Origin of the sequence: Flavobacterium zhairuonense, assembly GCF_004352915.1 — a bacterium.
In the GTDB taxonomy this organism is placed as follows: domain Bacteria; phylum Bacteroidota; class Bacteroidia; order Flavobacteriales; family Flavobacteriaceae; genus Flavobacterium; species Flavobacterium zhairuonense.
Window position 1 is genome coordinate 217,977 of record NZ_SJSY01000075.1, and the last position, 25,011, is coordinate 242,987.

Genomic DNA, 25,011 nt, shown 5'->3' on the forward strand with positions numbered 1-25,011 from the left:
TCTCATTTGTGTGAATTTGTTTTGTTTTTCACTTTAAAAAGAGAAAAATATAACAAATTGACACAAAAGGTTATAAGATAACAAATTAGAAGCTCTTATTTTTTTATTTTATTGAATTTAAAGTTCAAATTTTGCTTTTTTGACATAAATTAAAGTGAAATTGAAATATTTTTAAAGGATTTACAATAAATCTGTAATTTTGCATTCTATCAAACATCACACACAACTTAAAATTTATGGACACTAACACACTTTTCTCGCAATCGATTTCGTTAAAAGAATTAGGAATTGAAAATGCTAAAGTTCGCTATCAATTATCCCCAGATGAATTGCATGCCATTACTTTACAATCAGGCCAGGGTGTCGAAAGCTCAACAGGAGCATTGGCTATTAATACAGGTGAATTTACAGGACGTTCTCCACAAGATCGTTTTATTGTAAAAGATGCGATTACAGAAGATAAAGTATGGTGGGGAAATGTAAATATTCCTTTTGCACCAGAAGCTTTTGAAAAACTATATAATAAGGTAACAAAGTTTTTATCAGACAAAGAAGTTTTCGTTCGCGATTCTTATGTTTGTTCTGATGCAAACTATAGACTAAATGTTCGTGTTGTAACCGAGACGGCTTGGTCAAATTTATTTTGCTACAATATGTTTCTTCGTCCAGAAGATTCAGAATTAGCAAACTTTACTCCAGAATGGACGGTAGTTTGTGCGCCAAGTTTCATGGCAGATCCTGCTGTTGACGGAACTCGTCAGTCTAACTTCGCAATTTTAGATTTTACTAAAAAAATTGCTCTTATTGGCGGAACTGGATATACAGGTGAAATGAAAAAAGGAATTTTCTCTGCGTTGAATTTCATCTTGCCAGTTTTCAAAAATACACTTCCAATGCACTGTAGTGCCAACGTTGGTAAAAACGGAGATACTGCAATTTTCTTCGGATTATCTGGAACAGGAAAAACTACTTTGTCTGCAGATCCAGAACGTAAATTAATTGGAGATGACGAACACGGATGGACAAGCGAAAATTCAGTTTTCAACTTTGAAGGCGGTTGTTATGCGAAAGTAATCAACCTTTCTGAAGAGAATGAACCAGACATTTACAGAGCAATCAAAAAAGGTGCACTTTTAGAAAATGTGGTTTTCAAAGCAGGAACTAACGAAGTGGATTATGATGATGTTTCAATCACTCAAAATACACGTGTTAGTTACCCAATATCTCATATTGACAATATTCAGCCAGGTTCAATTGGCCACAATCCTAAAAATATATTTTTCTTGACGGCAGACTCTTTCGGAATTTTGCCTCCAATTTCAAGATTAACTCCAGGTCAGGCGGCTTACCATTTTATTTCTGGATATACTGCAAAAGTTGCTGGAACTGAAGCTGGTGTAACAGAACCACAGCCAAATTTCTCTGCTTGTTTTGGAGCGCCTTTCATGCCTTTGCATCCAACAAAATATGCTGAAATGTTAAGCAAAAAAATGAAAGATGCAGGAGTAAAAGTTTGGTTGATCAATACAGGATGGACAGGCGGTCCTTACGGAACTGGAAGCCGAATGAAACTAAAATATACTCGTGCTATGATTACTGCGGCATTAAACGGAGAATTGGATAGTGTAGAGTACAAAGATCACGCTGTATTTGGAATTGCAAAACCACAATCTTGTCCAAATGTTCCAGAGGAAATTTTAAATCCAAGAAATACATGGGCAGATAAAGATTTATACGATAAAAAAGCGTTAGAATTAGCTCAGAAATTCAAAGCTAATTTTGCCAAATTTGAAGAATTTGCAAATGCTGAAATTTTAGCAGGAGCACCGATTACAGAATAAAGGGGCAATTACTAATTCAAAATTAAAAAAGCTGTTCGTTATGAACAGCTTTTTTTGTTTTTATACTCATTCTTTTCTCGAAACTCTTGAACTATTTTGTTGAGTTCATTTAAAATAACGAGAGTAGAGTTCTCAATATTAAATTCACCTTGTTTTTTTTGGGTCATTTCTCCTGCAACAAAAAAGTCTAAATTTTTACTAAAATAATTGCATACTTTGACGACAAAATAAAGATCTATTTTTTTTAATCTTCCATTTTCGATCTTAGATAATTCGCTTTGAGTAATTCCCAGATCATCGGCTAATTTGCTTTGTGACAAATTATTTTCCTCTCTTAATTTTTTGATTTTAAATCCTACTGGCATATAGATATTTTTTTAGTTTGAAATAGTATAAATTTTATTCGAAATCAATATAGTAAGAAAAATAACAAATAAATAAGTTTGTAATATATAAAATATAGTATTAATATTACAAAATTTAATTATGGAAAAATTATTATTTACAGTTTTTGCTGTTGTTGGATTTAGCACAATTTCAGTTGCTAATAATTATTTACAGGTAAAAAAACTTCAACCTGAAGTTGTTGTTTTATCAGATTGCACTCAAGATCAAGAAGCCGCATTTGATGAGTGTATGTCCAATGGATGTGGTTACTTTGAATCATACTTTTTTGGTGCAGCCGCATGGGGTAGATGCATGGGAGCATAATTCTAATAATAATGGGCTTTCTACGATGAAAGCCCATCAATAAACAGTATAAATTATGACAAATAGAGTAATTATTATCTTGATTTTTTTTACAGTTTTTATTTCTTCTGCTCAGATAAGAAATGGAAGAATTGAATATGGCGTAAATATTGAAATGCTTGAGGGGCTTAAAGAAAATGGACCTCTCAAAAATACATATGCAGAGACTGTTGAAAATGCTAAATATTTAAGTTTTGTGTTAAATTTCGATAAAGAAAAAGCTGTTTTTTCTTTTGATGAAGGTTTGGCAGTTGCAAATTCAGATCTTTTTATGGCGAAAATTTCTGCTGGTTATATGAATGTAGTCTATCAAAATAAGGAATATTCACTCTGTGCGGTTAATGGTTTCGGTAATTATTTGCTAAAGACAGATGCTATAAGCGAGTGGATATTAGAAAATGATACCAAAGAAATTCAAGGCTTTTTATGTTATAAAGCAACTTCAACAAAGAAAATAAATAATGGAAAAGGAAGTTTTGTTTTTCCAATTATTGCTTGGTACTGCCCAAAGATTCCTGTTTCATTTGGACCAAATGGGTATGGTAATCTGCCTGGTCTTATATTAGAGTTACAAGTGCGAAATGTTGTTTATGGGGTTAAAAAAATTGATTTGAATTTAGCAAAGCCACCAATAATGGATAATCCGAAGGAATATCCTGTAATTAATCAGCAAGAATTTGATGAAATGGTAATGACTGCATTCAAAAACAGAAATGCTGTAAATGGATTTAAAAAGCCAGATGATAAATTTTAGATTTTGTTCACTTAAAAATAATCCTCAGCATCTCTAATGAGGCAATAGTAATGCTTAAAGTAATACTTTTCTTTTTATTTCCTGTAATTTGTTTTTGTCAAATAAAAATTTTAAAAGGAACAATATCTTCTGAAACAGGTATTTTTTTGGAATCAGCCAATCTCATAGCTAGACCTTTGCAAGAAAAAGCAGGCTTAAAATTTGCAATAACCGACAATAAAGGGAGATATATTTTAGAACTCGATAAAAATATTGATTATGAAATTGTTGTTTCGTACATTGGTTTTAAAGATCAATTACTTGAACTTAAATCTAATTCTGATGTAACAATATATAATTTTAGTTTACATTCAAGTGGTGAGAAATTAAAAGAGATTGTCATAAAGCATGAATATAAAGCCATTAAAATAAGGAAAGATACAATTACTTTTACTGTTAAAAGTTTTGCGAACGGGAATGAACGCAAAATGAAAGAAATCTTAGAAAAACTTCCAGGAATAGAGGTAGACAAGAATGGGATAGTAACAGTTCAGGGAAAAAAAGTTACTCAAATGTTGGTTGAAGGAAAACCTTTTTTTGGAGGAGGTTCTAAATTAGCTGTTGAGAATATTCCAGCGGATGCTCTTGACAAAATTGAAGTCATTGATAATTTTAATGAGGTTGGTTTTATGAAAAAAGTCTCTGACAGTGAAGATCTGGCAATGAATGTAAAACTCAAAGAGGATAAAAAGAAATTCGTTTTTGGAGACATTGAAGGTGGTCTTGGTGTAGGGATTAATGAGTCAAATTTACTTCATGCAGGATTGTTTTATTATGCATCAAAATTAAATGTAAGTTTTATAGGCGATGTAAATAATATTGGTAAAAGTACTTTTACATATAGTGACTTAAGAAGGTTTACAGGCGGATCAAGCAATTATCTGTTAAAAAGAAAAACAATTAATAACTTGTATGCACTTACTAAAGATAATACAGATGTTGTACATAATAAGTCGCAATTTGAAGCGATAAGTCTGAGCTATAATTTTTCTCCAAAATTTACTGTTTTAGGATTTTCAATTTTCTCAAAAATTTTAAGTAATGCAAGAAATGTGATTCAAAATGAATATTTAGAAAACACAAGTCAGACTTATGAAAACAAAATTGAAAACAATCAAAATTCGAGTGTTTTGAATATTACGAATCTAAAAATGGATTATGCTCCTAACAAGAATCAAAAAGTATTTTATAACGGACAATTTCAATCCAGTACAAATGATTTAAAAAGCGTAATGGATTCTTTTACCAAAGCAGATTCAAGTATATTTAAAACACTTAATAATGCTGATAATACCTCTTTTAAGCAATATCTCGAATGGCATAAAAATTATAACCTGACAAATACCACAACATTTGTACTAAGCCAATCTTATGAAAATAGTAAACTAGGGAATCAATGGCTAACCAATGAGCCTTTTTTAGAAGGATTTATTCCCCTGCAAGAAGATAGAAGTTATAAAGTAGACCAATTAAAAAAGTTAAGAGCCAATATTGTTGATGCTATTTTTAAACATTATTGGATTATTAATAGTCATAATCATATTTATATCAATATTGGTAACAATTTTGAAGATTCAAAATTCGAAACAGCCGAAATGCAATTGCTAAGTGATAATACAATTAACAATTTTGATAAGGCAGGATTTGGGAATAATACAAAATATCAATTTAATGATTTTTATCTTGGGTTAGAATACAAGTTTAAAATAGGAAAGTGGACTAATAAAACAGGGCTATATTATCACTGGTACGAATTGAAAAATAAACAAATAGGCGGAGATTACAAATTTTCGAAGAAAATATTACTACCACAATGGAATATCGACTATGAATTTAGCCAATCTGAAAAAATAAGCTTAAATTATAAACTAGAGGCAAATTTCCCCGAAGTTAATCAGGTCTCAAATCGATATACGTTGCAAAAGTACAACCTTGTTTACAAAGGAAACGAACTATTGCAAAATGGTAAGTATCATACTTTTAATTTGTTTTATTCAAAAATGAATATATATAAAGGGATTTTTTGGAATGGGTTTTTAAACTATATAAGGAAAAACGAAGTCATTAGGAATCAAATAGGAATAGATGGTATCAATCAGTTCAATACGCCAGTTTTAAGAAATGATCCCGAAACTAGCGTACTTTTTAACGGCTCTTTTAAAAAGAAAATTTATCGGTTTGAACTTATCTTAAATGCTAATTTGAATTGGTTGAATTATTTCCAAAAGTTAAATAATTCAATAACATTAAATAATAGAAATAACCAAAATTTTGGAGCAATATTTAAGACTGCTTATAAAGAATGGCCGAATCTAAGTATTGGGTATGAAAAAGGATACAGCCATTTTACGGGGTTAACAAGCTCAAGTTATCAATCTGATGCTCTTAATAGTAATCTCGAATTTACGTTTTTTAAATTTTGGATTTATAAAGTAGATTATCAATATCTAAAAAATATAAATTCAAATAATCGTAGTGATTCTTATGAAGTAACAAATATGAGTTTGCGTTATCAGAAAAAAAACAACCCTTTTGGATTTGAATTGATTAGTAATAACTTATTTGATGTTCGAAGAAAGAATAGTTATTCTTTTTCAGATTATATTATTAGTCAGCAGTCAACCTATATTTTACCAAGAGTAATGATGTTTTCGGTTAGCTATAAATTATAAAAAAGCTGTTCAATTTGAACAGCTTTTTTTGTTTCCAATCGCAAAAAATAAATTTAACACTGAAAAACAGCGATTGGGAAACTTGAAATTTATTTCTTTTGGCTGGTTGATACTTTTAGACAAATCTTAAGCACAGAATCAGCTTTGTAATTTTTGATTGTAATTTGTTCATTATGATTTAAGCTGATATGGTGCGAAACTAGAACCTTAATGTTATTTAAAAAGTTGAAAAAAATTAATTTAATGTTATGATTAGCCTGGTGAAAAACAAACTTATTAATTTTAAAATAACACTTGTTAAATAGAAATTTTTTAAGGCGTGAACAAAAACAAATTGACTATTTGCCTCATAATTAAATTTTTGGCGCTAAATTTGTTTGATCAATCACAATCAAAAATCATCAATCATGTTAAAACAATTTTTTATCCTATGTTCAGGAGCCGACCGCGATCTCTTGAAAGACTGCTCAGAGGGCGAGCAAACCAAATATGTTGGAATTGGCGCCACTGTATTTTTTACTGCTGTAATGGCATTTTTAGCGAGTGCTTATGCACTTTTTACCGTTTTCGATTCTATTTATCCCGCTTTGATTTTTGGATTTGTATGGAGTTTGCTGATTTTCAATTTGGATCGTTTTATTGTTTCGACTATCAAGAAAAGAGATCGTTTTCTGGATGAATTTCTGCAGGCAACTCCTCGTATTGCATTAGCAATTATTATTGCGATTGTAATTTCAAAACCTTTGGAAATTAAAATCTTCGAAAAAGAAATCAATACCGTTTTATTGAAAGAGAAAAACGAAATGGAATTGGCCAATAAAAAGCAAATTGGAACTTATTTCAAAACGGATTTAGATAAAAATAAAGCTGAGATTGCGGCTTTAAAAGCTGATATTGTAAAGAAAGAAAAAGAAGTGAACGCTTTATACTCTACTTATATTACAGAAGCAGAAGGAACTGCAGGAACTAAAAGACTTGGAAAAGGCCCAGTTTACAAAGAAAAAAGAGAAAAACACGACGCATCTTTAAAAGAATTCGAAGCCCTAAAAACTACAAACGAAGCAAAAATCGCCGAAAAAGAAAAAATCGGGAAACAATTGCAAGCTGATTTAGACAAGAAAGTTTCGCAAACACAACCAATTATTGAAGGCTTCGATGGATTAATGGCGCGTATAAATGCGTTGAACAAACTGCCTTGGCTTCCGTCATTTTTCATTATGCTGTTGTTTTTGGCAATTGAAACATCGCCAATTATTGCCAAATTATTAGCGCCAAAAGGTGAATTTGATTTCAAGCAAGAAGAGGCCGAAACTGCCATGAAAGCAACTTTGGCACAAAACAAATACCAACGCGATTTATTAGTGAAAACCAGCGCCGAAATGCACGACAGAGTTTATGCTGACATTGCAGAAGACAAAGGTTTATTTGATTTACAGCGAAAGAATGCAAAAGAATTGCTGGAACTACAATCGCATAAATTTGTAGAAAAACAGAAGGCGACTTTGTAAATAAGTACAAAGTGCAAAGTTTCTAAGTATAAAGTTTAAATGCAAAGCCCGAAATAGAGATTCTATTTCGGGCTTTTTTATTTTAGACAACGTCAAAAATCTTTGTACTTTGTTCTCAGAACTTTGTACTTTAAAAATTACATGTAACTTAAAATCTCTTTTTTGTACGCATCATATTCTCCTTGCATGATCAAGCCATTATCAAGAAGTTTTTTGTAATTCTGTAATTTGTCGAAAAGCTCTTCTTTAGACAAATCACTTAATTTGCGTTCTCCTGTTGATTGTGAAGGTTGTGTTGGCAATGGTTCGTAAGTTTCTGTAACAGCAGGCGCAGCTGGTAAGATTTCTGCAAAGCTTGTCACTTCTTCTGTTTCAACTTCTTCAACTTCATCTTCGTCTTCAAAAACAGGTTCTTCAACTTGTACTGTTTCTTGAACTGGAGTTGCAGTTTGAACAGGATTTTTCAATAAATCCAATTGTTCTTTAGCGTAAGTATAAATTTTTCTAGCTTGGATTTTTGGAATGTAATCGATAGAAATAGCTAAATCTGTTTTGGTGCCAAATGAAAATTCAGAACCTAAAATATTTTCTTTTACAAACGTACTTGCAATATCATCCCAAGTATAATCTGTGAAGTCCATAGAAAGACCTAAATTTTTAGGCTTGCAGATGATAATACGTTTATTTGTTAATACAATGCTGTCAGGAAAAACAGTAATAGCAGGTTTTTTTTGCACTGCAATGTATCCAACTTCTTCGCCTTTCATCAATAAATCGTTAAGTTTCGAAGTGATTTTTTCAATCGCTTTTGGATCTTGTTCTTCGTTCAGAAATTTTTTAAATTGTTCTTTCATGGTGTTATAAGTTGCTAAGTTACAAAGTAACTAAGTTGCTAAGATTTTTTTCTAACGTTGCAAATGTAATGCCTAATTTTCTAATTCAGTTATTTCATTTTGAATTTTCTTTGTCAAACTTTTGAAAACCAATTCATACGAATGATCAATAAGTTCTTTCACAAATTTATCTGGTAAGTTTCCATTTAAAGCTACGGTATTCCAATGTACTTTACTCATATGAAACCCTGGTTTTATTTCGTCGTACTCGGCTCTGAGTTCTTCAGCGCGGTCTGGGTCGCATTTTAAATTGACTGAAGCTTCATTTTTTTCCCATTGAGAAAGCGAAGACAAAGCAAACATTTTTCCGCCTACTTTAAAAACCAAAGTATCTTCATCAAAAGGAAAATGCTCGCTGACACCTTTTTTCGAAAGACAATATTCGTAATACGTTTCTAAATTCATGATTGTTTATTTACCAATTTCACCTAAATGTGTGTATTTAAAACCTTTTTCGTATTTGAGGCCGTAACCAAAAATACGATCCATTGCCGAATGTGAAAATAAAATAATTCCTGCTAATTGCAATAACTCATTTTTGAAATAAAAACCTAAAACATATAAAAGAATTGCAATTCCTTTATGATGAAAGATATTATAAAGAAAAGCTCCAACTTTGTTTCCAAAAGCATAACCAATCATTGATAAATCAGGCGCTAAAATTAGTGCCAAAAACCACCACCATTTGTAATGTAATTGATGGAATAAAAAGATGCCGAAAATAAATAAAGCTATTTCTTCAAATTTTAAGACTGTTTTCATTTGACTATTTTTTCCATCATCTTTTCAGGATGATTCAGTTTTGTAAATCCGAATTTTTCATATAAAAAGTGAGCGTCGCTTGTAGCCAATCGCCATATTTTGACTTTTTGCAATTGCGGTTCGTTCATCATCGCTTCAATTAGAATTGACGAATAACCCTTTCCGCGATGTTCTTCATCAATAAAAACATCCATCAAATAAGCGAAAACGACATAATCAGTTATCACGCGAGCAAAGCCAATCTGTTTGTCATCCAAATAAATTCCGAAGCAAACCGAAGCATCAATTGTTCGCTGGACTTCTTCAAGAGTTCGTCCTGCAGCCCAATAAATGTCTTTTAAAAAGTTCTGTATAAACGGAACATCGAGTTTACTTTTATCTGTAGAAACACTAATCATTTTAATTTTAGATTTTAGAGTTCAGATTTTAGATTTTTTGCAGGAATAGAAATCTAAACTCTACAATCTAAAATCTTAAATAATATAGGTTTGCTCGGACTTGCATCATTTTCAAACGAAGCGATTTGCAGATTTAGTATATAATTTCCATCTTCAATTTCGTCTGGAACGTAAATCATTTCGGTAATTGTAGCATTGAATCTTGCGTCTGGATTTACATTGTGCGTGTCTTTTACATTCCAAAAAGCTTTATGAGCCAATAATTTCCCTTCGTCATGTTCTTTATCAACACTCGGAAGATCAATCAACAAATGCTTAATTTCGCTTTCGCGGATGAAAATCGCAGCATCTTCAGACAAATATGGCGGATTTGTATTAGAATATTTTCTTGATTTTTTATCCAGCTGATTTGGAATTGTTCTAATGATCAAAGCTTCTGTTTTTTCAGTAAGTAAGTTTATAATCTGATCTTTTGTAATTACTAAATCATCTCCAATTTTCTCAGGTTCAATCGTAATCAATTTAGCAAAAAAGAAAAACTGCTTCAACGATTGATTAATACTATAAAAATCATTTGTAATATGCCCGAGACATTCCGTATGTGTTCCATGCCCATGCGGATTGAAGAAAATATTATTAAAATTCGTAGATGATTTTCCTTCCGAAACTTTCCCAATCCAATCTCCAAAAACGACAGGTTCAATAACTGGTTTTTCAATGTACCAAGCGATCGGATTTTCATCTGTATTGGTTAATGGAATAGAGATATCGATAGGTTTAGATAAGTCGATTTGATATTTATTGTCGAGAATTGCAATCATTTGGGACACGGATTTTACGGATATACTAACGCGGATTTAAACGGATTAATCAGCGTTGCTTGCATCCGTTTTATCAGCGTTCAATTTTTAGTCTTCCAAATTTAAATAAAATAAATCTGAAGCAATTCCATCCGTTAAAAATTTTCCTTTTGGAGTTGGTTTTAAAATGTTGTTTTCGATCGATAGCAAATCGTCGTTTAAGAATTTTTGAGATTGCTCTAGTAAATAATTCAAATATTCTGATCCGAATTCCTTTTCAATTCTGTCTAAAGAAACACCCCAAATAGTTCTTAATCCTGTCATGATATATTCATTATAACGATCTGAAATGGTAAGAATTTCAGTTTCAATAGGTAGTTCGTCGTTTTGAATCGCTTTTAAATACAGAGAATTATTGGCAATATTCCAGCCTCTTTTTTCACCGTCATAACTATGTGCCGAAGGTCCGATTCCGATATATTTTTTACCTAACCAATAAGCCGAATTGTTTTTGGAGAAATAATTCTCTTTCCCAAAATTGGATAATTCGTAATGAATAAAACCGTTTTTTTGAAGCATTTCGACCAAAATCATAAAATGGTTGGAAGCCACTTCGTCTTGAGGCTCAGCAACCTTTCCGGTTTTAATTAATTTGCTTAAAGCTGTTTTTGGTTCCACTGTCAAAGCATAACTCGAAATATGCGGAATGCCAAAATCTAAAGCAGTCTGGATATTCTGTCTCCACATTTCGTCACTCATTCCTGGAATTCCATAAATCAAATCAAGCGAAATATTATCAAAATATTTTGTCGATTTTTCCAAACATTTTTTGGCTTCCGCCGAATTATGGGCGCGATTCATCATTTTCAAATCGTCTTCATAAAAAGACTGAATTCCAATGCTTAAACGGTTTATTGGGCTTTTAGAAAGTTCTAAAATTCTTTCGGCAGATAAATCATCAGGATTGGCTTCAAGCGTAATTTCGGGATTTTCGACAACTTTATAATTCTCATAAACTTCAGAAATTAAAAAGTTGATTTCGTTATTTGACAGAACAGAAGGAGTTCCACCACCAAAATAAATGGTTTCTACAATCTCATTCGTGAATTCGTTTTTGCGCATAGCAATTTCTTTGGCTAAAGCCACAACCATTTCATCTTTCTTCTTCATCGAAGTAGAAAAATGAAAATCGCAATAGTGACAAGCCTGTTTGCAAAAAGGAATATGAATGTAGATTCCCGACATTTTTAATTAGATAATTAGAGAATGTGTCAATTAGATAATTTATTCGTTGTCTACAGAATTATCTAATTATCAAATTGGCACATTGAATTATTTTTTCACTCGATCCTCGTTTTGTTTCACAAAAGCATCCCAACCCGAGTAACTTTTTCCCGCGACAACTTTCCCCGAATTAAAATGATGACAAACCGCTGCCGCCAAACCATCTGTAGAATCGAGGTTTTTTGGCAATTCTTTTAAACCTAAAAGCTGTTGGAGCATTTTGGCAACTTGTTCTTTGCTGGCATTTCCGTTTCCGGTAATCGCCATTTTTATTTTTTTAGGTTCATATTCTGTGATTGGGATTCCTCTTGAAAGTCCCGCTGCCATGGCAACGCCTTGTGCGCGACCTAATTTTAGCATCGATTGAACGTTTTTGCCAAAGAAAGGTGCTTCGATAGCAATTTCATCAGGACAATGCGTTTCGATAAGTTCGATCGTTCTTTCAAAAATGATTCGTAGTTTTTGGTAATGATTGTCGTATTTGGAAAGTTGCAATTCGTTTAATTGCAGAAATTCCATTTTTTTATTGGTAACTTTAATCAATCCGAAACCCATAATAGTGGTTCCGGGATCAATACCTAATATGATGCGTTCTTGTGCCACTTTTTTTAATTATAATAGAAAGAGAACTTTTTCTCTATTTTATCCTTCGAAATATTCGATTTTAGGACTTCATTTTTATCATTCACAATATAATATTTGCCATTATTCAAAACATAAAATTCAGTTTCTTTTTTCTTTGAAAAGAGACTTGGCTCCAAATAAATTTTTTCATAGGCAAAAGGAATTACTTGTTTGTTTTGAATCGTTACAATGCCGAATTTACCATTTTTAGATAGAATAATTATTTTATCACTATCATAAAAAAGACTATCATAGATTATTGGAATAACTGTTTTTCCTTCTTTTGTAATCAAACCGTGTTTGTTGTTTTTTGTTACGAAATGATAATTTTCACCTGGACCATATTCAACCCAATTTGACATATCGCTGTATTCAAAAGGAATGATAATTCTTCCTGCTCGATCTATAACGCCGTATTTATCATTTTGTTTGGCGATAAACCTATTTTTCTGATCATAAGTACAAGGAGATAAATCCTGAAAAACAAAATTAAAAATTGGTTTTAGATTTTTGTCAATCACCCCATACTTGTTGTTTCTTTTTATAACATAATAATCTAAATCTCTTCTGTCAACTGAATAGATGGATTCATTTTCAATTGGGTAAGTTGTTTTGTTATCAGAATCGATTAATCCAAATTTTCCTTTATACTTTACAATCGCATTGTAATTACTTGCAAACTCTTCTAATTCATCGTAAATAATAGGAATTATCAATTTTCCTTTTGTGTCGATCGCTCCGTATTTTCCATTCAAATTCTGAACGTGATAGATTTTTTCAATTTTTTTATTTAAACGACAGTAATCAAAAGAGAAGTCTTTTATCTTGTCGTAAATTTTCTTCCCATGTTCATCGAGTAAAACAAGATTATTGCCTTTTTTAGCAACAAAAATTTCAGATTCATGGTAAGATTCTTCGGGATGTTCTATTGTGTCATATTCTGGTTTGACGCATTCTTTTCCAAATTCATCAATAATTCCGTATTTATGATTTTTAGAAACTATTGCAATTCTGTTTTTATTGAATCTTTCGCCGGTGTTGTATTTTCCAGAAGGAACTACTTCTTTTAAGTTTTTATCCAAATAAGCAATTTGATTGTTCTTTCGAGCTAAAATTAATCCATTTTTCCAAAATGTAATTTCGTCATTCCCTTTAATAGTAATATCAGTTAAGGCAATTTCGTCATAAATAAAATCAGACTTTTGCTTTCCAAACGAATCAAAAAATGCCCATTTTCCCTTTTTGTATAAAGTGACTAAACTGTCAGCAGTGCCTTCTTTTGCATTTTGATAATGGATTGGAATTATCTCTTTTCCGCTTTTGTTTATAAAACCGTAAAGATTATTTTTCTTTACAAGGGCCAATCCTGTTTTTTGAAAATATGTTTCTTCTTCATATTGAATCGGAATTACAATTTTTCCTTTTCTATTAATGAAACCAAATTTATTTTTCTTTTTTACACAAGCTAATTCTTCAGAAAAGAGAGTTAAATAATCATATTCAAATGGAACAATTATATTTTCATGAATGTCAATATAACCATATTTGTTTCCTTTTTCTGCGAAAATCATTCCTTTCTCATCTATTGGATTTAGGAATTTATATTTTCCGATTGGAATAATAACTTTCCCATTTTCATCATTATACCCCCACGAGTTTTCTCCCATAATTCTGACATAAGATTTAGAAGAAGTGTTCTCGGTTTTATTGCAAGCAATTAGCAACAATAATAAGAAATATGATATGATAAGTTTTTGTTTCAAGTTTATGGTATAAAGTTTCAAGTTTTTGAAAATTATCACATTTTCTAATTGTCACATTGCCTAATTTCGAAATTGATTACTTTTGCGGCATGATTTCAATTCCTCACAAAGCTAAGCAATTCCTAGTTCTTCTGGCCAAACTTTTAATTGTTGGCGGTGCATTTTATTTTATTTACAATCAGCTGGCTAACAACGACAAATTAGACTGGCAGAAGTTTATTGTTTTGTTCAAGAAAAACCAGTCGGTTTTAGGGATTTCGTTTATCTTGCTTTTGAGTGTTTTGAATCGTTATTTCGAGATTTTGAAGTGGCAAAATCTTGTTCAAGTTATTCATAAAATCTCGGTTTACGAATCTACAAAACAGGTTTTGGCTGCGTTGACAGCTGGAATTTTTACGCCAAATGGAGTAGGAGAATATGCTGGAAAAGCGCTGTATTACCCGAAATCAGAAGCTAAAAGAGTAGTTTTCTTGAACTTAATCTGCAACGGAATCCAGATGATTCTGACCATAATTTTTGGGATTTTTGGACTGTTATATTTTAATGCACAATTCAATGTGATTACGACTAAAACAGTTCTAATTCTTTTCGGCGGATTTGTATTGCTTTTGATAATTTTGTTTTCAATTAAAAAGATAAAAGTCAAAGGTTATTCAATTGAAAAACTGATTCATAAAATCAACGAAATTCCGAAATCGGTTCACCAGAAAAATATCTTTTTAGGAATCTGTCGTTATTTGGTTTTCTCGCATCAATATTATTTTCTGTTTTTAGGCTTTGATGTCGATTTGCCTTACTTAACTTTAATGGCTGCAATTACATCGGTTTACTTTTTGGCTTCATCTTTGCCAACTTTTCAATTTTTAGATTTTGCTGTAAAGGGAAGCGTTGCAATATATTTCTTCGGAATTTTGGGTGTAAACGAATGGATTGTAATTTTCATAAGCACTTTAATGTGGTTTTTAAACGTAGTTCTTCCCGTAGTTTTGGGGAGCTATTTTGTGCTTAACTTTAAAACCAAAACAACAGAATGATTTTTGTTTTATTTGCCATATTAGCAATTTATGTTTGTAGCATCAGTTTGCTTGTTTATGGTTTTTTCAGAATAAGAAAACATCAAAAATCAGATAAAAAACCACAAACGAGTTTTACGATAATTGTTCCTTTTAGAAATGAAAAAGAAAATCTTCCAATACTTTTAGAAAGTTTTTCAAACCTAAATTATCCACAAAATTTATTTGAAGTTATTCTGGTAGATGATTCATCTATTGAAAAGTTTCAAGTTTCAGGTTTCAGGTTTCAAGTTTCAATGATCGAGAACGTTCGTATTTCATCTTCACCAAAAAAAGATGCAATTACAACTGCAATGCATCAAGTAAAAACCGATTGGGTAATTACAACCGATGCTGATTGTATTGTTCCTGAAAACTGGCTTTTAAGCTTTGATAATTATATTCAGGAAAATAATGTTTCAATGTTGGCGGGTGCTGTGACGTATCAATGCGGAAATTCATTTTTAGATCATTTTCAGCAATTAGATTTGACCAGTTTGCAAGGGGCGACCATTGGGAGTTTTGGTTTGAACAAAGGATTTATGTGCAATGGAGCCAATTTTGCTTACACTAAATCACTGTTTGAAAAACTGAATGGCTTTGATGGAAATAATAAAATCGCCAGTGGCGATGATGTTTTTTTGCTCCAAAAAGCAATTGAAAAATTCCCTAACAAAGTTTATTATTTAAAAGCCGATGAAACAATTGTAACCACAAAACCAACCGAAAACTGGAAATCATTATTTTATCAAAGGGTGCGCTGGGCGGCAAAAACAAGTTCTTATAAAAGCACTTTTGGTAAGTTTCTGGGTTTGATTGTTTTCTTTGGGAATTTTAGTTTTGTAATTGGATTTTTCTTTCTCCTTTTCGGAATTTGGTCCTATCCAGTTTTTGTAATTTTTGCTTTTTCTAAGTTTGCAATTGATTTTGTATTGCTTTCGATAACGAATCAATTTTTGACAAAAACCAGAATTAAAAGCCTTTTGCTGAGTAGTTTGTTGTACCCGTTTTTTAGTTCGGCTGTTGCTTTGTACAGTTTGTTTGGTTCTTATGAATGGAAGGGCCGTCAGTTTAAGAAATAGCTCTTAAACAAACTATTTTTGCTCTTTTGCTTTTAAAATTACAGGAAGAATAAATTGTGTTTTTACTGGAATTCCGCGTTTGATTGCGGGACTTACTTTTGGAAAATCAACCAAACGGGCCTGAAGAACACTGTCAACTTTGATGGTGTCATAAGCAACAGAATCTTTAGGAAACTGTGGTTCAAACTTCATTTTTGCATTCGGAAAAACAGTCACTTTTACCGAAATCGTGTCGAGTTCTGGATATAAAATAGAAAGACTGTCGATTTCTAATTTTTGTTGCGCAAGCTGCGTCATTAAATCAAAAAAACATTTTTGACGCTGTTTCTCATCAGAAATTGCCTCGCATTCGGGAAGGCTCGGATATTCATCAACTTCTTTCCAATTGATGGCTTTTAGTTCCTTTTGAAGTAATTCTTTTTCAGACGGAACCTTCTTCTCAAAATATTGACAAGAGTTCAAAAGTAGGAAAGCTAAAAAAATGAAAAACTGCTTCAAGATTTTGAGGTTGAGTTGAATAAAGTGCTTTTGTGGTATAAAAATACGATTATTTTTTTTGCGAACCTTTGTATTCTAAATAATCTTCATAGCTTTCTGAGAGCCATTGTTGTTTGTTTTGTGCCGCAACTTCCTTTTGGTCAGGATATAAAGACGCAAGCCGGTCTGAAAATGTTGCGATCTGAACGGTATAAGTATAAAATTCTGTTTTTGTCAGAACAATATTTGGATCTTGTTTGCGGTTAAAAAACTCAAGAAAAAGCGTATCAAATTCTTTTAGAGAAAAATTTAATACTTTTTTCTTATTACTTTTATAAATGCTGTCTTGCAATAAAAGATCGTCTAAAGAAAGTTTTTGAGTTTGAGCATGTAAATTCGAATTGATCGAAAGCATCAAAAAGAGGCACGCAAATGTTTTCAAAAATTTTGGCATAGCTAGTTTTTTCTAAGGATTTGCAAATACAATTTACAAAAAATATATGGATTTAGTATTGTTGTTGCTCGGTTTTATCTGTATGATTATCGGTATTTTTGGCAGTTTCTTGCCTGTTTTGCCTGGTTTGTCAAGTTGCTGGGTTGGGTTATTGCTTTTATATCTCACAAAGGCTGTCGAAAACAATTATTGGGTTTTGGGAATTACTTTATTGATTACAATTTTCATTACGATTCTTGAGTATATAATTCCTGCAAAAGGAACTAAAAAATTTGGCGGAAGTTCTTATGGCGTTTGGGGAACAAATATTGGCTTAGTGATTGGCATTTTGGCTCCAATACCTTTTGGGGTTATTATTGGGCCATTTGTCGGAGCATTTATTGGCGAGCTTATTTACGATTCAAAAAACCATCAAAGAGCCTTAAAGGCAGCCACAGGATCACTGCTTGGGTTTCTCGCTTCAAGTTTTATCAACTTTATGTTTTGTGTTATTTTTCTTGGAATTTTTCTGCGTGTAACATGGGAATATCGAAACATATTATTTTAATTGTGTAAAAGTACTTAGGATTTTTCTTATTTTTTGTGCGTTTTTTAAAAATATTTAAAAATTTATAAAAAAAAATCATTTTATTGTTGATAACGAAAGTATTATGTTTACTGATCCCAACAGCAATTTGTGTTAATAACCTGTTAATCGGGTATGTATATTCTTAACTTATTTTTTGGAAATGTTAAAATATTTTATATTTTTATCCTGATAAACGATAAAAAGCCTCACTTTATCGATTATTTTTAACAGTTATAAATAATTATTTTATAAGTTATGAGTATGACCCCAAACCTACAAATTGAACTTAGACGTTTTATTTCTTCTAATGTTGTTTCTAAGCTAAACAAGTTTTATTTTGAAAACGATGCACTTTTAATCAAGGGAATTGATGTTTCAATAGGCACAATTTTAATGGGCCTTTATAACAAAGCCGAAGAATCAGGCTTTTATAAGGAAGTCATCTCGTTGATTGAAGACGATTCAACCTTTTATCAGGAAGTCGATTTTGCTTCAGGCCGAATTTTATCAGTCGATGATTGTTACCGTATCGAAGGAAACCCAATTTTAAAAGAAATCTTCACCAATAAAAAAGGAAGAATTTCTGAAATGATTTCAAACGAAGTCGGAATCAAAAGTGAAACTGCCCGCGAAATACTTAATTTTTCAGCACTTCTTGTAGTCTCTTATCTTAAAAATAATATCCAATTATTAGATAGCTTAAAGCTTTTATTGGAAGAACAAAAAAGAGAAATCCTTAACAGCATTCAACCCGGAATCAAAATCATTTTAGGATTTTCAAATTACGAAACAGTTGAAGACAAGAACCAGAACATTGGAAGATCAATCTTCACACTTTTTGGACATAACTTTTTCAGTTTCTAAATAAAAAAATCCCGTCTTACAAAAGCAAAACAGGATTTGATATTTAATCTAATTTGAAAAACTTAAGAGTTTTTCAAATTGATAATTTCTTGGTCTGTCAGAAAACGCCAGTTTCCTCTAGGCAGATTCTTTTTGGTTAAACCAGCAAAAGAAACGCGGTCAATTCGCAAAACATTGTAGTCAAAACTTTCAAAAATAGAACGAACAACCTTAACGTTTGATGTGCGTAATTTAAGGCCAACTTCGCTTTTTGCTTCTTTTTCGATATAACTGATTTCCTCAACAGAAACACGGTGTTCTTCAAGAACTAAACCTTTGCTGATTTTTTCCAAATCTTCAAACTTCAAGTTTTTGTCTAAAGAAACCTGATAAATTTTTGATGATTTTTGATTCGGCAAAGAAAATTTTCGAATCATATCAGTATCATTCGTAAACAAAAGCAATCCTGTTGTATTCTTGTCCATTCGTCCTATAGGAGCAATTTTCGAATTTGTAGAACCACGAACAAGTTCCAATACATTGCGATATTCCTGACCTTCATCAAGCGCAGTAGTAAAGTTTTTCGGTTTGTTCAGCAAAATATATTCTTTCTTTTCTGGAGTCAAAACAACGCCATCAAAGTTTACAACATCATTGATTTTTACTAAATATCCCATTTCAGTAACTGGAACGCCATTCACTTTTACGTTTCCAGACTGAATATAAATATCGGCATCACGACGTGAACACACTCCAGAATTTGAAATGTATTTGTTCAAACGAATTTCATCTGAAGCTTTTTGTCTCTTAGCTGGTGTGTTTTGTTTTCTGAATTTTTCAGCAGCAGCTTCCTGAGCAGCTTTAACTTCAGGTTTCACTTTTTTCGGCCCTTGAGCGCGTTTTGCCATAGGAGGTTTTGGCTTGCTAGAGTTTGGTCTTGAGCTATTTGGTCTCGATCCGCCTCTTCTATTATTGCCTTCCTTGTTGTTCATAAAGTCATTAATTTGTGCAAAGATAGTTTTTTCCTGCCAATAAATCTTAAGTTCAATGTTCTTAGATTAATAGCCTTTTATTTTAAAATGTTCAGAAGCAATACATTTGGTATTTTTTTAAACATGGTTTCCCGCTTTCCGTTCCCAATTTTTTATTTTTTTAAAGAAAAAAAATAAAAAGATTTCCACTTCAAACGAAGTTCACTGAACTCCTATGTAAATAAATGTTAAGTGAGGTAATCGGGGCTAAAATCAAGCAATTGGCTTCTTTTAAACATGGAGAGCGCATATTGTTTCACAAAGACTCGCAAAGTTTACACAAAGATGCGCTAAGAAAAAATTTGCTAAATCTGCCAAATCTGCGTGAGACAAATAAATAGGATTGCTATATAAAGTTAGTACAATGCCTGAAAAACTTTATAAATCTTAGAGAAAGTCTTCGTGAATCTCTCCGGAACGAAACTAGTAATTAGAAATCAATTCGCGACCGTGCCATAAAACACTCGGATTAATCAAAACAATGCAGAAAACGCCAGAAACAATCAAGAACTTCAAAACATTGTGAAGCATTAAAAATTGCTCTTTTGAATTCGATTTCCAAAGAAAAATCAGGAAAAAAAGTAATATTCCAAAACAAACATAAAAGTAAATGTCCATATAGCCAACATCATAAATGTTGACTAAAATATAAACCGGAATAATGGTTAAAAAAGTCAAAACGGTAATAATTTGCTTTGAAACCTTTTCGCTATAAAGTATCGGAATCGTTCTGTAATCATTTGCCAAATCGCCTTTCAGATTTTCTAAATCTTTTATCATTTCGCGAATCAAAAGCAATAAAAACAAGAAAACCGCATGCGCCGAAATTACCATAAAATGACTCATATGATCCTCAATTTCTTCAAATGAAATCTTATTGTAGAAATAAAGCAAAATGGCAAAAAACGGAATTACAGCCATAAAAGCCGCCATTAAATTACCAATGATAGGATATTTTTTAATTTTATGAGAGTAAAACCAAATTAGGAAAATATAAGCAGAAAAGAATAAAAATGCACGCCAAGAAACAATTGAAGCCATTAAAACCGCTAAAAAATTCAAGCTGAAATAAACCGATAATTTAGTTTTCTGACTTACCAAACGATCCAGCATCGATTTGTTCGGCCTATTGATTAAATCTTTTTGGCTGTCATAAAAATTGTTGATGATATAACCTGAAGCGATCGTAATTGCTGAGGCAAAAACAATCAGAAACAAATAAAAATCCAAGATAATGTCAAGCGCTCTTTTCTCTGGAGCCAAAATAAATATTGCAGAGAGATATTGTGCAATAACAATAATCGGGATATTATAACCGCGTACTACAGAAAACAAACTGACAATTTTCATTACTACAAGTTTGTGCTGTCTGCTTAACATAAATTATAAAGTGTGATGGATTAGATTTAGGGAAGTTAGAATATATTTTTTTATTCTATATTTTAAAGCTTGTTTTTTAACAATTCTTTAGAACCGTAACCTAATTTTCGAATACAGGCCAAAGCTTGTTTTTGGGTAATATCAATATCCTGAATGTCTTTTTTTTCTACAAAAACAACTGATCCGCTCCAAGGATTTGGTGCATCTGGAATAAAGACTGTAAATTTATCTTCACTGATTTGCTCAATCAAAAAAGCAAATTGCAATCCGGCATCTGTAGGTACCAAAATTACTTTTAAGTCATCTTTAGATTCAATTCCCAGAATGTTTTCATTCATGTTTTTCATGAACGAATAACCAGGAACAAAACTCAAAATGCCGTCTTCTAATTTTTCTACCAGTTTTTTTGCATTGGCGGTTTTTGCTATTAAGCCTGCCACCAAACAAATAAGAATTATAAGCAGTATTCCAATAAATTCCTGAAGTGCAAGTCCTAAAACACTAATTCTTGGCAAGTTGTTTACCAGTGGAAGTGTCGTTTTTTGAATAATGCCGTATCCTTTTTCTAAAACAATTATCAAAACCACTAAAGGCACTAAAAATATAAGTCCTCCTAAAAATGTTGCTTTGATAATCTTTAAAATACTTTTCATAGGCAATAATTTTTAGGATTAAATGTTAGAAAATGGTATTCAATAAATTACAATATTTTAAGAGGTTAAAACTTAAAACTGGTAAACGACTTCTAATTTGTAGTCTTTCAAAGATGCTTTTGCGCGTTCTAAATCTTCGGTAAAACCAAGAATATAACCGCCACCGCCAGAGCCGCAAAGTTTTAAGTAATAATCGTTTGTGTCAATTCCGTGTTGCCAAATTCCGTGAAATTGTTCAGGAATCATTGGTTTGAAATTATTCAACACCACTTTAGAAAGTTTTTTAGTATTGCCAATCAAAGACTTCATGTCGCCATGCAGGAAGTTATCGATACAGATGTCAGTATATTTTACGAATTGATTTTTAAGCATTGCGCGGAAACCTTTGTCTTTTAGGCTTTCCATAAAAATACTGATCATAGGAGCAGTTTCGCCAACAATTCCAGAATCTAATAAAAACACAGCACCTTTTCCGTCAACAGTTTGAGTCGGAATGCCAGTTGTCTGAATATTGTCTTTAGAATTAATTAAAATCGGAATGCTCAAATAGCTGTTCAGCGGATCTAAACCAGAACTTTTTCCGTGGAAAAAGCTCTCCATTTGAGAGAATATATTTTTTAACTGAAGTAGTTTTTCTCGTGTTAGATTCTCTAAAACCGTGATTTTGTTAGCTGCATATTTATCATAAATAGCCGCTACAAGTGCACCGCTGCTTCCAACGCCGTATCCTTGAGGTATACTAGAATCGAAATACATTCCGGTTTCGACATCGTTTTTAAGATTTTCTAAATCAAAAGTAACCAATTCTGGCTGCTGTGTCTGTAGCACTTCAAGATAGGAAGCAAAACTTCTTAAACTTTTATTTGACGCAATAGCTTCATCTGAAGGCTCTTCAGATTTTTTTAAAGCGCCGTTGTAAAAGTTATAAGGAATAGCCAGCCCTTTTGAATCGCGGATAATTCCGTACTCTCCAAAAAGTAATATTTTTGAATAAAATAATGGTCCTTTCATGATTTATTTTATGTCTTTCTTAATTTTATTTGGGTTTTGTCTGGTATCGAAAACATTATGAATTCTGATTTCATTTGCGCTAAAACTATATAATAGGCTTGATTGTTTTGTTACAACACATTTTCGATATTTTTTGTTTATAGATGATTTTGGGAAAATCTCTGGATTCATTACCATTATTGAAATTGCTTTTTCAAATTTGATAATAAAGATCTTTTTTGATTTTTCTGACCATCTTGCTTCAATGAACTTTAAAACTGAATCTAAATTTTTCTCTGCTGTTTTTGAAAAACTTACTTTAATATCCACTATCTGTATTTTTTCATCACCTCCTCATAACTTGTAAATTCTCCTCTTTCGAATTCTAATTCACTTTGAGCTATGTCCTCTTTTTGCTGATCTGTCAAATCATCCCACCAATCTTTTTTATTTTTTCTCAACAATTTTGCAACTGCCTTAATGATTGACGGATCATCTGTTTCTTTCAACATTTCCATTGCTTCGCGTTTTTCTAATTGAATGTCCATAATCAAAATTTTAATTAAAGATACGGAAAATTATAATGCAATAGCGCCGCTTCCAATTTTGTCGCAAATGTATTGACTATTCTGACAAAATACAACTAATTCGTCCTGAATAAATTGTAATACTTTTTCGCTAACGTTTTCGGGATAAAGCACATGAACATTTGCTCCGGCATCAAGTGTAAAACATACAGGAATTTGAGTTTCAGCTCTAAATTTCCAAATCGCATTAATGATTTGCAGCGTATTTGGCTTCATCAAAATAAAATAAGGCATTGATGTCATCATCATAGCATGTAAAGTCAATGCTTCACTTTCTACAACTTTGATGAATTCTTCTAAATCTCCACTCTCAAAAATGGAAATTAATTTATCCAGATTTTCATGCGCTTGCGCAAAACGTCTTTCTGCATAAGGATGATTGTGCATTAAATCGTGTCCAACAGTGCTTGAAACTTGTTTCTCGCCTTTATCAACTAATAAAATGGTGTCTTGATAATTTTTGAAATTTTCATGAATCGTGTACGGAAATTCAACACCAAATAAATCGGTACTTCCTTTAATATTGGCTTGATTTCCCCAAACTACGACTTCGCCTTTTACACTTCTACAAGCGCTTCCTGAACCTAAACGAGCCAAAAATGAAGCTTTTTGGTAAAAATAATCCTCAGTCATTTCTGGATTTAGCAGTTTCTCCAAACTCATAAAATTCATTGCCAAAGCCGCCATTCCAGAAGCCGAAGAAGCAATTCCTGAACTATGCGGGAATGTATTTTGGGTATCAATCGTAAAATGATAGTCTTTTAAAAATGGCAAATAAACTTCAACTCGTTCCAAAAACTTCTGAATCTTTGGTTTGAAATCTTCTTTTGGTTTTCCTTCAAAAAGTAAATCAAAAGAAAAAGAATTTTGGCTTGCTCTTTTTTCAAATCCTAATTTCGTAATCGTTTTGCAATTATTCAAAGTAAAACTAACCGAAGGATTTGCCGGAATCTGATTGTCTTTTTTCCCCCAATATTTCACTAATGCAATATTGCTGGGAGCACTCCATTCAAAATTTCCATTTTCGACCGTTGAAGTATATGTATTTGGAATAAAATCAGCTGCTGTAAACATGAATTATAAATTTTGGCAAAGATAGGTTTTTCACCATATAAGTTATATAAGAAATTATAAGAGTATTTGCTAAAATGAACTTATATTACTTATATGGTTTCCAAATTTCTTTTAACTATTTTTGAATACAAAATTTGATGAAATGAATAAGATTGTAAAAATCGTTATAGCTTTAATTGTTTGTCTTTCTGTTGGATATTCTGCAGGAGTGGTTACAAAACCGAGTATTGAGACTTGGTATGTAACACTGGAAAAACCAATTTTTAATCCGCCAAACTGGATTTTCATGCCAGTTTGGACAATACTTTACATTTTAATGGCGGTTGCGGCAGCATTAGTTTGGGATAGAATAAAAGAAAATGCGGAAGAAGTAAAGAAAGCATTGCTTTTTTTCATTATTCAATTGATTTTAAATTCAATTTGGTCTTACATATTCTTCGGACTAAAAAATCCGATGTTGGCTTTAATTGAAATTATCCTGTTATGGTTGATGATTTATGAAACGTATTTGAAGTTCATTAAAATCAATAAAACTGCTGGTTATTTATTGATTCCGTATTTGGCTTGGGTTGCTTTTGCGACAGTTTTAAATGCTAGTATTTGGTGGTTGAATAAGTAAAGTTTTGTTTCAGGTTTTCTTTGTTTCATGTTTAATCAATGCGTTTACTTTATGAATAGATTTAAGTTTTTTCTAGTTGTTTTGGTTTTAACTTCGTTTAAAAGTTTTGCTTG

General features: G+C 31.8%; 28 protein-coding genes. 10 read left to right on the plus strand and 18 right to left on the minus strand.

All coding sequences use genetic code 11. The features are described from left to right. The first annotated feature begins 236 nt into the window (after positions 1-236). On the plus strand, positions 237-1,841 hold the full coding sequence (pckA, locus tag EYY60_RS17550; RefSeq protein ID WP_132990600.1) for a phosphoenolpyruvate carboxykinase (ATP): 1,605 nt from the start codon (positions 237-239) through the stop codon (positions 1,839-1,841). A gap of 38 nt (positions 1,842-1,879) precedes the next feature. On the opposite strand, the gene EYY60_RS17555 is transcribed toward pckA, so the two are convergent. Then, positions 1,880-2,206 (minus strand): helix-turn-helix domain-containing protein, encoded by a 327-nt coding sequence (locus tag EYY60_RS17555; protein ID WP_132990601.1) that lies wholly within the window; start codon positions 2,204-2,206, stop codon positions 1,880-1,882. Positions 2,207-2,327: 121 nt separating this feature from the next. Here EYY60_RS17555 and EYY60_RS17560 point away from each other — a divergent pair, with 121 nt between their 5' ends. The 4 genes from EYY60_RS17560 (at position 2,328) to EYY60_RS17575 (ending at position 7,564) form a co-directional block, all read left to right on the plus strand. Then, positions 2,328-2,552: a hypothetical protein gene (locus tag EYY60_RS17560; protein ID WP_132990602.1), complete on the plus strand. Its 225-nt coding sequence runs from the start codon at positions 2,328-2,330 to the stop codon at positions 2,550-2,552. Between the two features lie 55 nt (positions 2,553-2,607). Further along, the gene (locus EYY60_RS17565; RefSeq protein WP_132990603.1) at positions 2,608-3,345 is read left to right on the plus strand and encodes a GLPGLI family protein; all 738 of its coding nucleotides are present in this window, start codon (positions 2,608-2,610) and stop codon (positions 3,343-3,345) included. Positions 3,346-3,395: 50 nt separating this feature from the next. Next, positions 3,396-6,056, plus strand: coding sequence for a peptidase associated domain and porin domain-containing protein (locus tag EYY60_RS17570; RefSeq protein ID WP_132990604.1), 2,661 nt, complete (start codon positions 3,396-3,398; stop codon positions 6,054-6,056). A gap of 407 nt (positions 6,057-6,463) precedes the next feature. After that, a complete protein-coding gene (locus EYY60_RS17575) occupies positions 6,464-7,564 on the plus strand; it encodes a DUF4407 domain-containing protein (protein ID WP_132990605.1) in 1,101 nt (366 codons plus the stop codon). Positions 7,565-7,701: 137 nt separating this feature from the next. Here EYY60_RS17575 and EYY60_RS17580 read toward each other — a convergent pair whose 3' ends face one another. The 8 genes from EYY60_RS17580 to EYY60_RS17615 form a co-directional block, all read right to left on the minus strand. Continuing rightward, the gene (locus EYY60_RS17580; protein WP_132990606.1) at positions 7,702-8,418 is read right to left on the minus strand and encodes a PH domain-containing protein; all 717 of its coding nucleotides are present in this window, start codon (positions 8,416-8,418) and stop codon (positions 7,702-7,704) included. Between the two features lie 72 nt (positions 8,419-8,490). Beyond that, entirely contained in the window at positions 8,491-8,862 is a 372-nt protein-coding gene (locus tag EYY60_RS17585; protein WP_132990607.1) for an MmcQ/YjbR family DNA-binding protein, read from the minus strand. Positions 8,863-8,868: 6 nt separating this feature from the next. Then, a complete protein-coding gene (locus EYY60_RS17590) occupies positions 8,869-9,219 on the minus strand; it encodes a DUF4260 domain-containing protein (protein WP_132990608.1) in 351 nt (116 codons plus the stop codon). Then, positions 9,216-9,617: a GNAT family N-acetyltransferase gene (locus EYY60_RS17595; RefSeq protein ID WP_132990609.1), complete on the minus strand. Its 402-nt coding sequence runs from the start codon at positions 9,615-9,617 to the stop codon at positions 9,216-9,218. Before EYY60_RS17595 ends, EYY60_RS17590 begins: the two co-directional genes overlap by 4 nt. 53 nt (positions 9,618-9,670) lie before the next feature. Then, complete coding sequence (locus tag EYY60_RS17600; protein ID WP_132990610.1) at positions 9,671-10,438, minus strand: cyclase family protein; 768 nt, start codon at positions 10,436-10,438, stop codon at positions 9,671-9,673. An 87-nt stretch (positions 10,439-10,525) separates the two neighbouring features. Next, positions 10,526-11,662: a radical SAM family heme chaperone HemW gene (gene hemW / locus EYY60_RS17605; RefSeq protein ID WP_132990611.1), complete on the minus strand. Its 1,137-nt coding sequence runs from the start codon at positions 11,660-11,662 to the stop codon at positions 10,526-10,528. Between the two features lie 87 nt (positions 11,663-11,749). Beyond that, a complete protein-coding gene (gene ruvC / locus EYY60_RS17610; RefSeq protein WP_132990612.1) occupies positions 11,750-12,304 on the minus strand; it encodes a crossover junction endodeoxyribonuclease RuvC in 555 nt (184 codons plus the stop codon). 5 nt (positions 12,305-12,309) lie between these two features. Next, positions 12,310-13,992: a WG repeat-containing protein gene (locus tag EYY60_RS17615; RefSeq protein ID WP_132990613.1), complete on the minus strand. Its 1,683-nt coding sequence runs from the start codon at positions 13,990-13,992 to the stop codon at positions 12,310-12,312. 185 nt (positions 13,993-14,177) lie between these two features. On the opposite strand from EYY60_RS17615, the gene EYY60_RS17620 reads away from it, so the two are divergent. Both EYY60_RS17620 and EYY60_RS17625 read left to right on the plus strand, forming a co-directional pair. Then, positions 14,178-15,122 (plus strand): lysylphosphatidylglycerol synthase transmembrane domain-containing protein, encoded by a 945-nt coding sequence (locus EYY60_RS17620; RefSeq protein ID WP_132990614.1) that lies wholly within the window; start codon positions 14,178-14,180, stop codon positions 15,120-15,122. Then, positions 15,119-16,222, plus strand: a complete 1,104-nt coding sequence (locus EYY60_RS17625; protein ID WP_132990615.1) for a glycosyltransferase family 2 protein — start codon at positions 15,119-15,121, stop codon at positions 16,220-16,222. The genes EYY60_RS17620 and EYY60_RS17625 overlap by 4 nt, the downstream gene beginning before the upstream one ends. Positions 16,223-16,234: 12 nt before the next feature. Here EYY60_RS17625 and EYY60_RS17630 read toward each other — a convergent pair whose 3' ends face one another. Together EYY60_RS17630 and EYY60_RS17635 are read right to left on the minus strand one after the other, a co-directional pair. After that, entirely contained in the window at positions 16,235-16,720 is a 486-nt protein-coding gene (locus EYY60_RS17630; protein WP_132990616.1) for a hypothetical protein, read from the minus strand. Between the two features lie 49 nt (positions 16,721-16,769). Next, positions 16,770-17,153 carry a hypothetical protein gene (locus EYY60_RS17635; protein ID WP_026726894.1) on the minus strand — a complete coding sequence of 128 codons (384 nt, stop codon included), beginning with the start codon at positions 17,151-17,153 and terminating at the stop codon, positions 16,770-16,772. A gap of 46 nt (positions 17,154-17,199) precedes the next feature. Here EYY60_RS17635 and EYY60_RS17640 point away from each other — a divergent pair, with 46 nt between their 5' ends. Continuing rightward, entirely contained in the window at positions 17,200-17,700 is a 501-nt protein-coding gene (locus EYY60_RS17640) for a DUF456 domain-containing protein (protein WP_132990617.1), read from the plus strand. Positions 17,701-17,982: 282 nt separating this feature from the next. Continuing rightward, positions 17,983-18,585 (plus strand): DUF937 domain-containing protein, encoded by a 603-nt coding sequence (locus EYY60_RS17645; RefSeq protein WP_132990618.1) that lies wholly within the window; start codon positions 17,983-17,985, stop codon positions 18,583-18,585. A 62-nt stretch (positions 18,586-18,647) separates the two neighbouring features. On the opposite strand, the gene EYY60_RS17650 is transcribed toward EYY60_RS17645, so the two are convergent. From EYY60_RS17650 to EYY60_RS17680, 7 genes are all read right to left on the minus strand, one after another. Next, the gene (locus EYY60_RS17650; protein ID WP_132990619.1) at positions 18,648-19,556 is read right to left on the minus strand and encodes a pseudouridine synthase; all 909 of its coding nucleotides are present in this window, start codon (positions 19,554-19,556) and stop codon (positions 18,648-18,650) included. 462 nt (positions 19,557-20,018) lie between these two features. After that, positions 20,019-20,975, minus strand: a complete 957-nt coding sequence (locus tag EYY60_RS17655) for a geranylgeranylglycerol-phosphate geranylgeranyltransferase (RefSeq protein WP_026726890.1) — start codon at positions 20,973-20,975, stop codon at positions 20,019-20,021. A gap of 62 nt (positions 20,976-21,037) precedes the next feature. Beyond that, positions 21,038-21,628, minus strand: coding sequence for a DUF502 domain-containing protein (locus EYY60_RS17660; protein WP_026726889.1), 591 nt, complete (start codon positions 21,626-21,628; stop codon positions 21,038-21,040). A gap of 72 nt (positions 21,629-21,700) precedes the next feature. Beyond that, positions 21,701-22,639: a mevalonate kinase family protein gene (locus EYY60_RS17665; RefSeq protein ID WP_132990620.1), complete on the minus strand. Its 939-nt coding sequence runs from the start codon at positions 22,637-22,639 to the stop codon at positions 21,701-21,703. Positions 22,640-22,642: 3 nt separating this feature from the next. Continuing rightward, positions 22,643-22,948: a type II toxin-antitoxin system RelE/ParE family toxin gene (locus tag EYY60_RS17670; RefSeq protein WP_132990621.1), complete on the minus strand. Its 306-nt coding sequence runs from the start codon at positions 22,946-22,948 to the stop codon at positions 22,643-22,645. Then, positions 22,948-23,166: a hypothetical protein gene (locus EYY60_RS17675; RefSeq protein ID WP_132990622.1), complete on the minus strand. Its 219-nt coding sequence runs from the start codon at positions 23,164-23,166 to the stop codon at positions 22,948-22,950. Before EYY60_RS17675 ends, EYY60_RS17670 begins: the two co-directional genes overlap by 1 nt. Positions 23,167-23,196: 30 nt before the next feature. After that, complete coding sequence (locus EYY60_RS17680; protein ID WP_132990623.1) at positions 23,197-24,279, minus strand: diphosphomevalonate/mevalonate 3,5-bisphosphate decarboxylase family protein; 1,083 nt, start codon at positions 24,277-24,279, stop codon at positions 23,197-23,199. A 142-nt stretch (positions 24,280-24,421) separates the two neighbouring features. Between EYY60_RS17680 and EYY60_RS17685 the strand changes: the two genes are divergently transcribed. Next, positions 24,422-24,898, plus strand: a complete 477-nt coding sequence (locus tag EYY60_RS17685; protein ID WP_132990624.1) for a TspO/MBR family protein — start codon at positions 24,422-24,424, stop codon at positions 24,896-24,898. Positions 24,899-25,011: the final 113 nt, after the last annotated feature.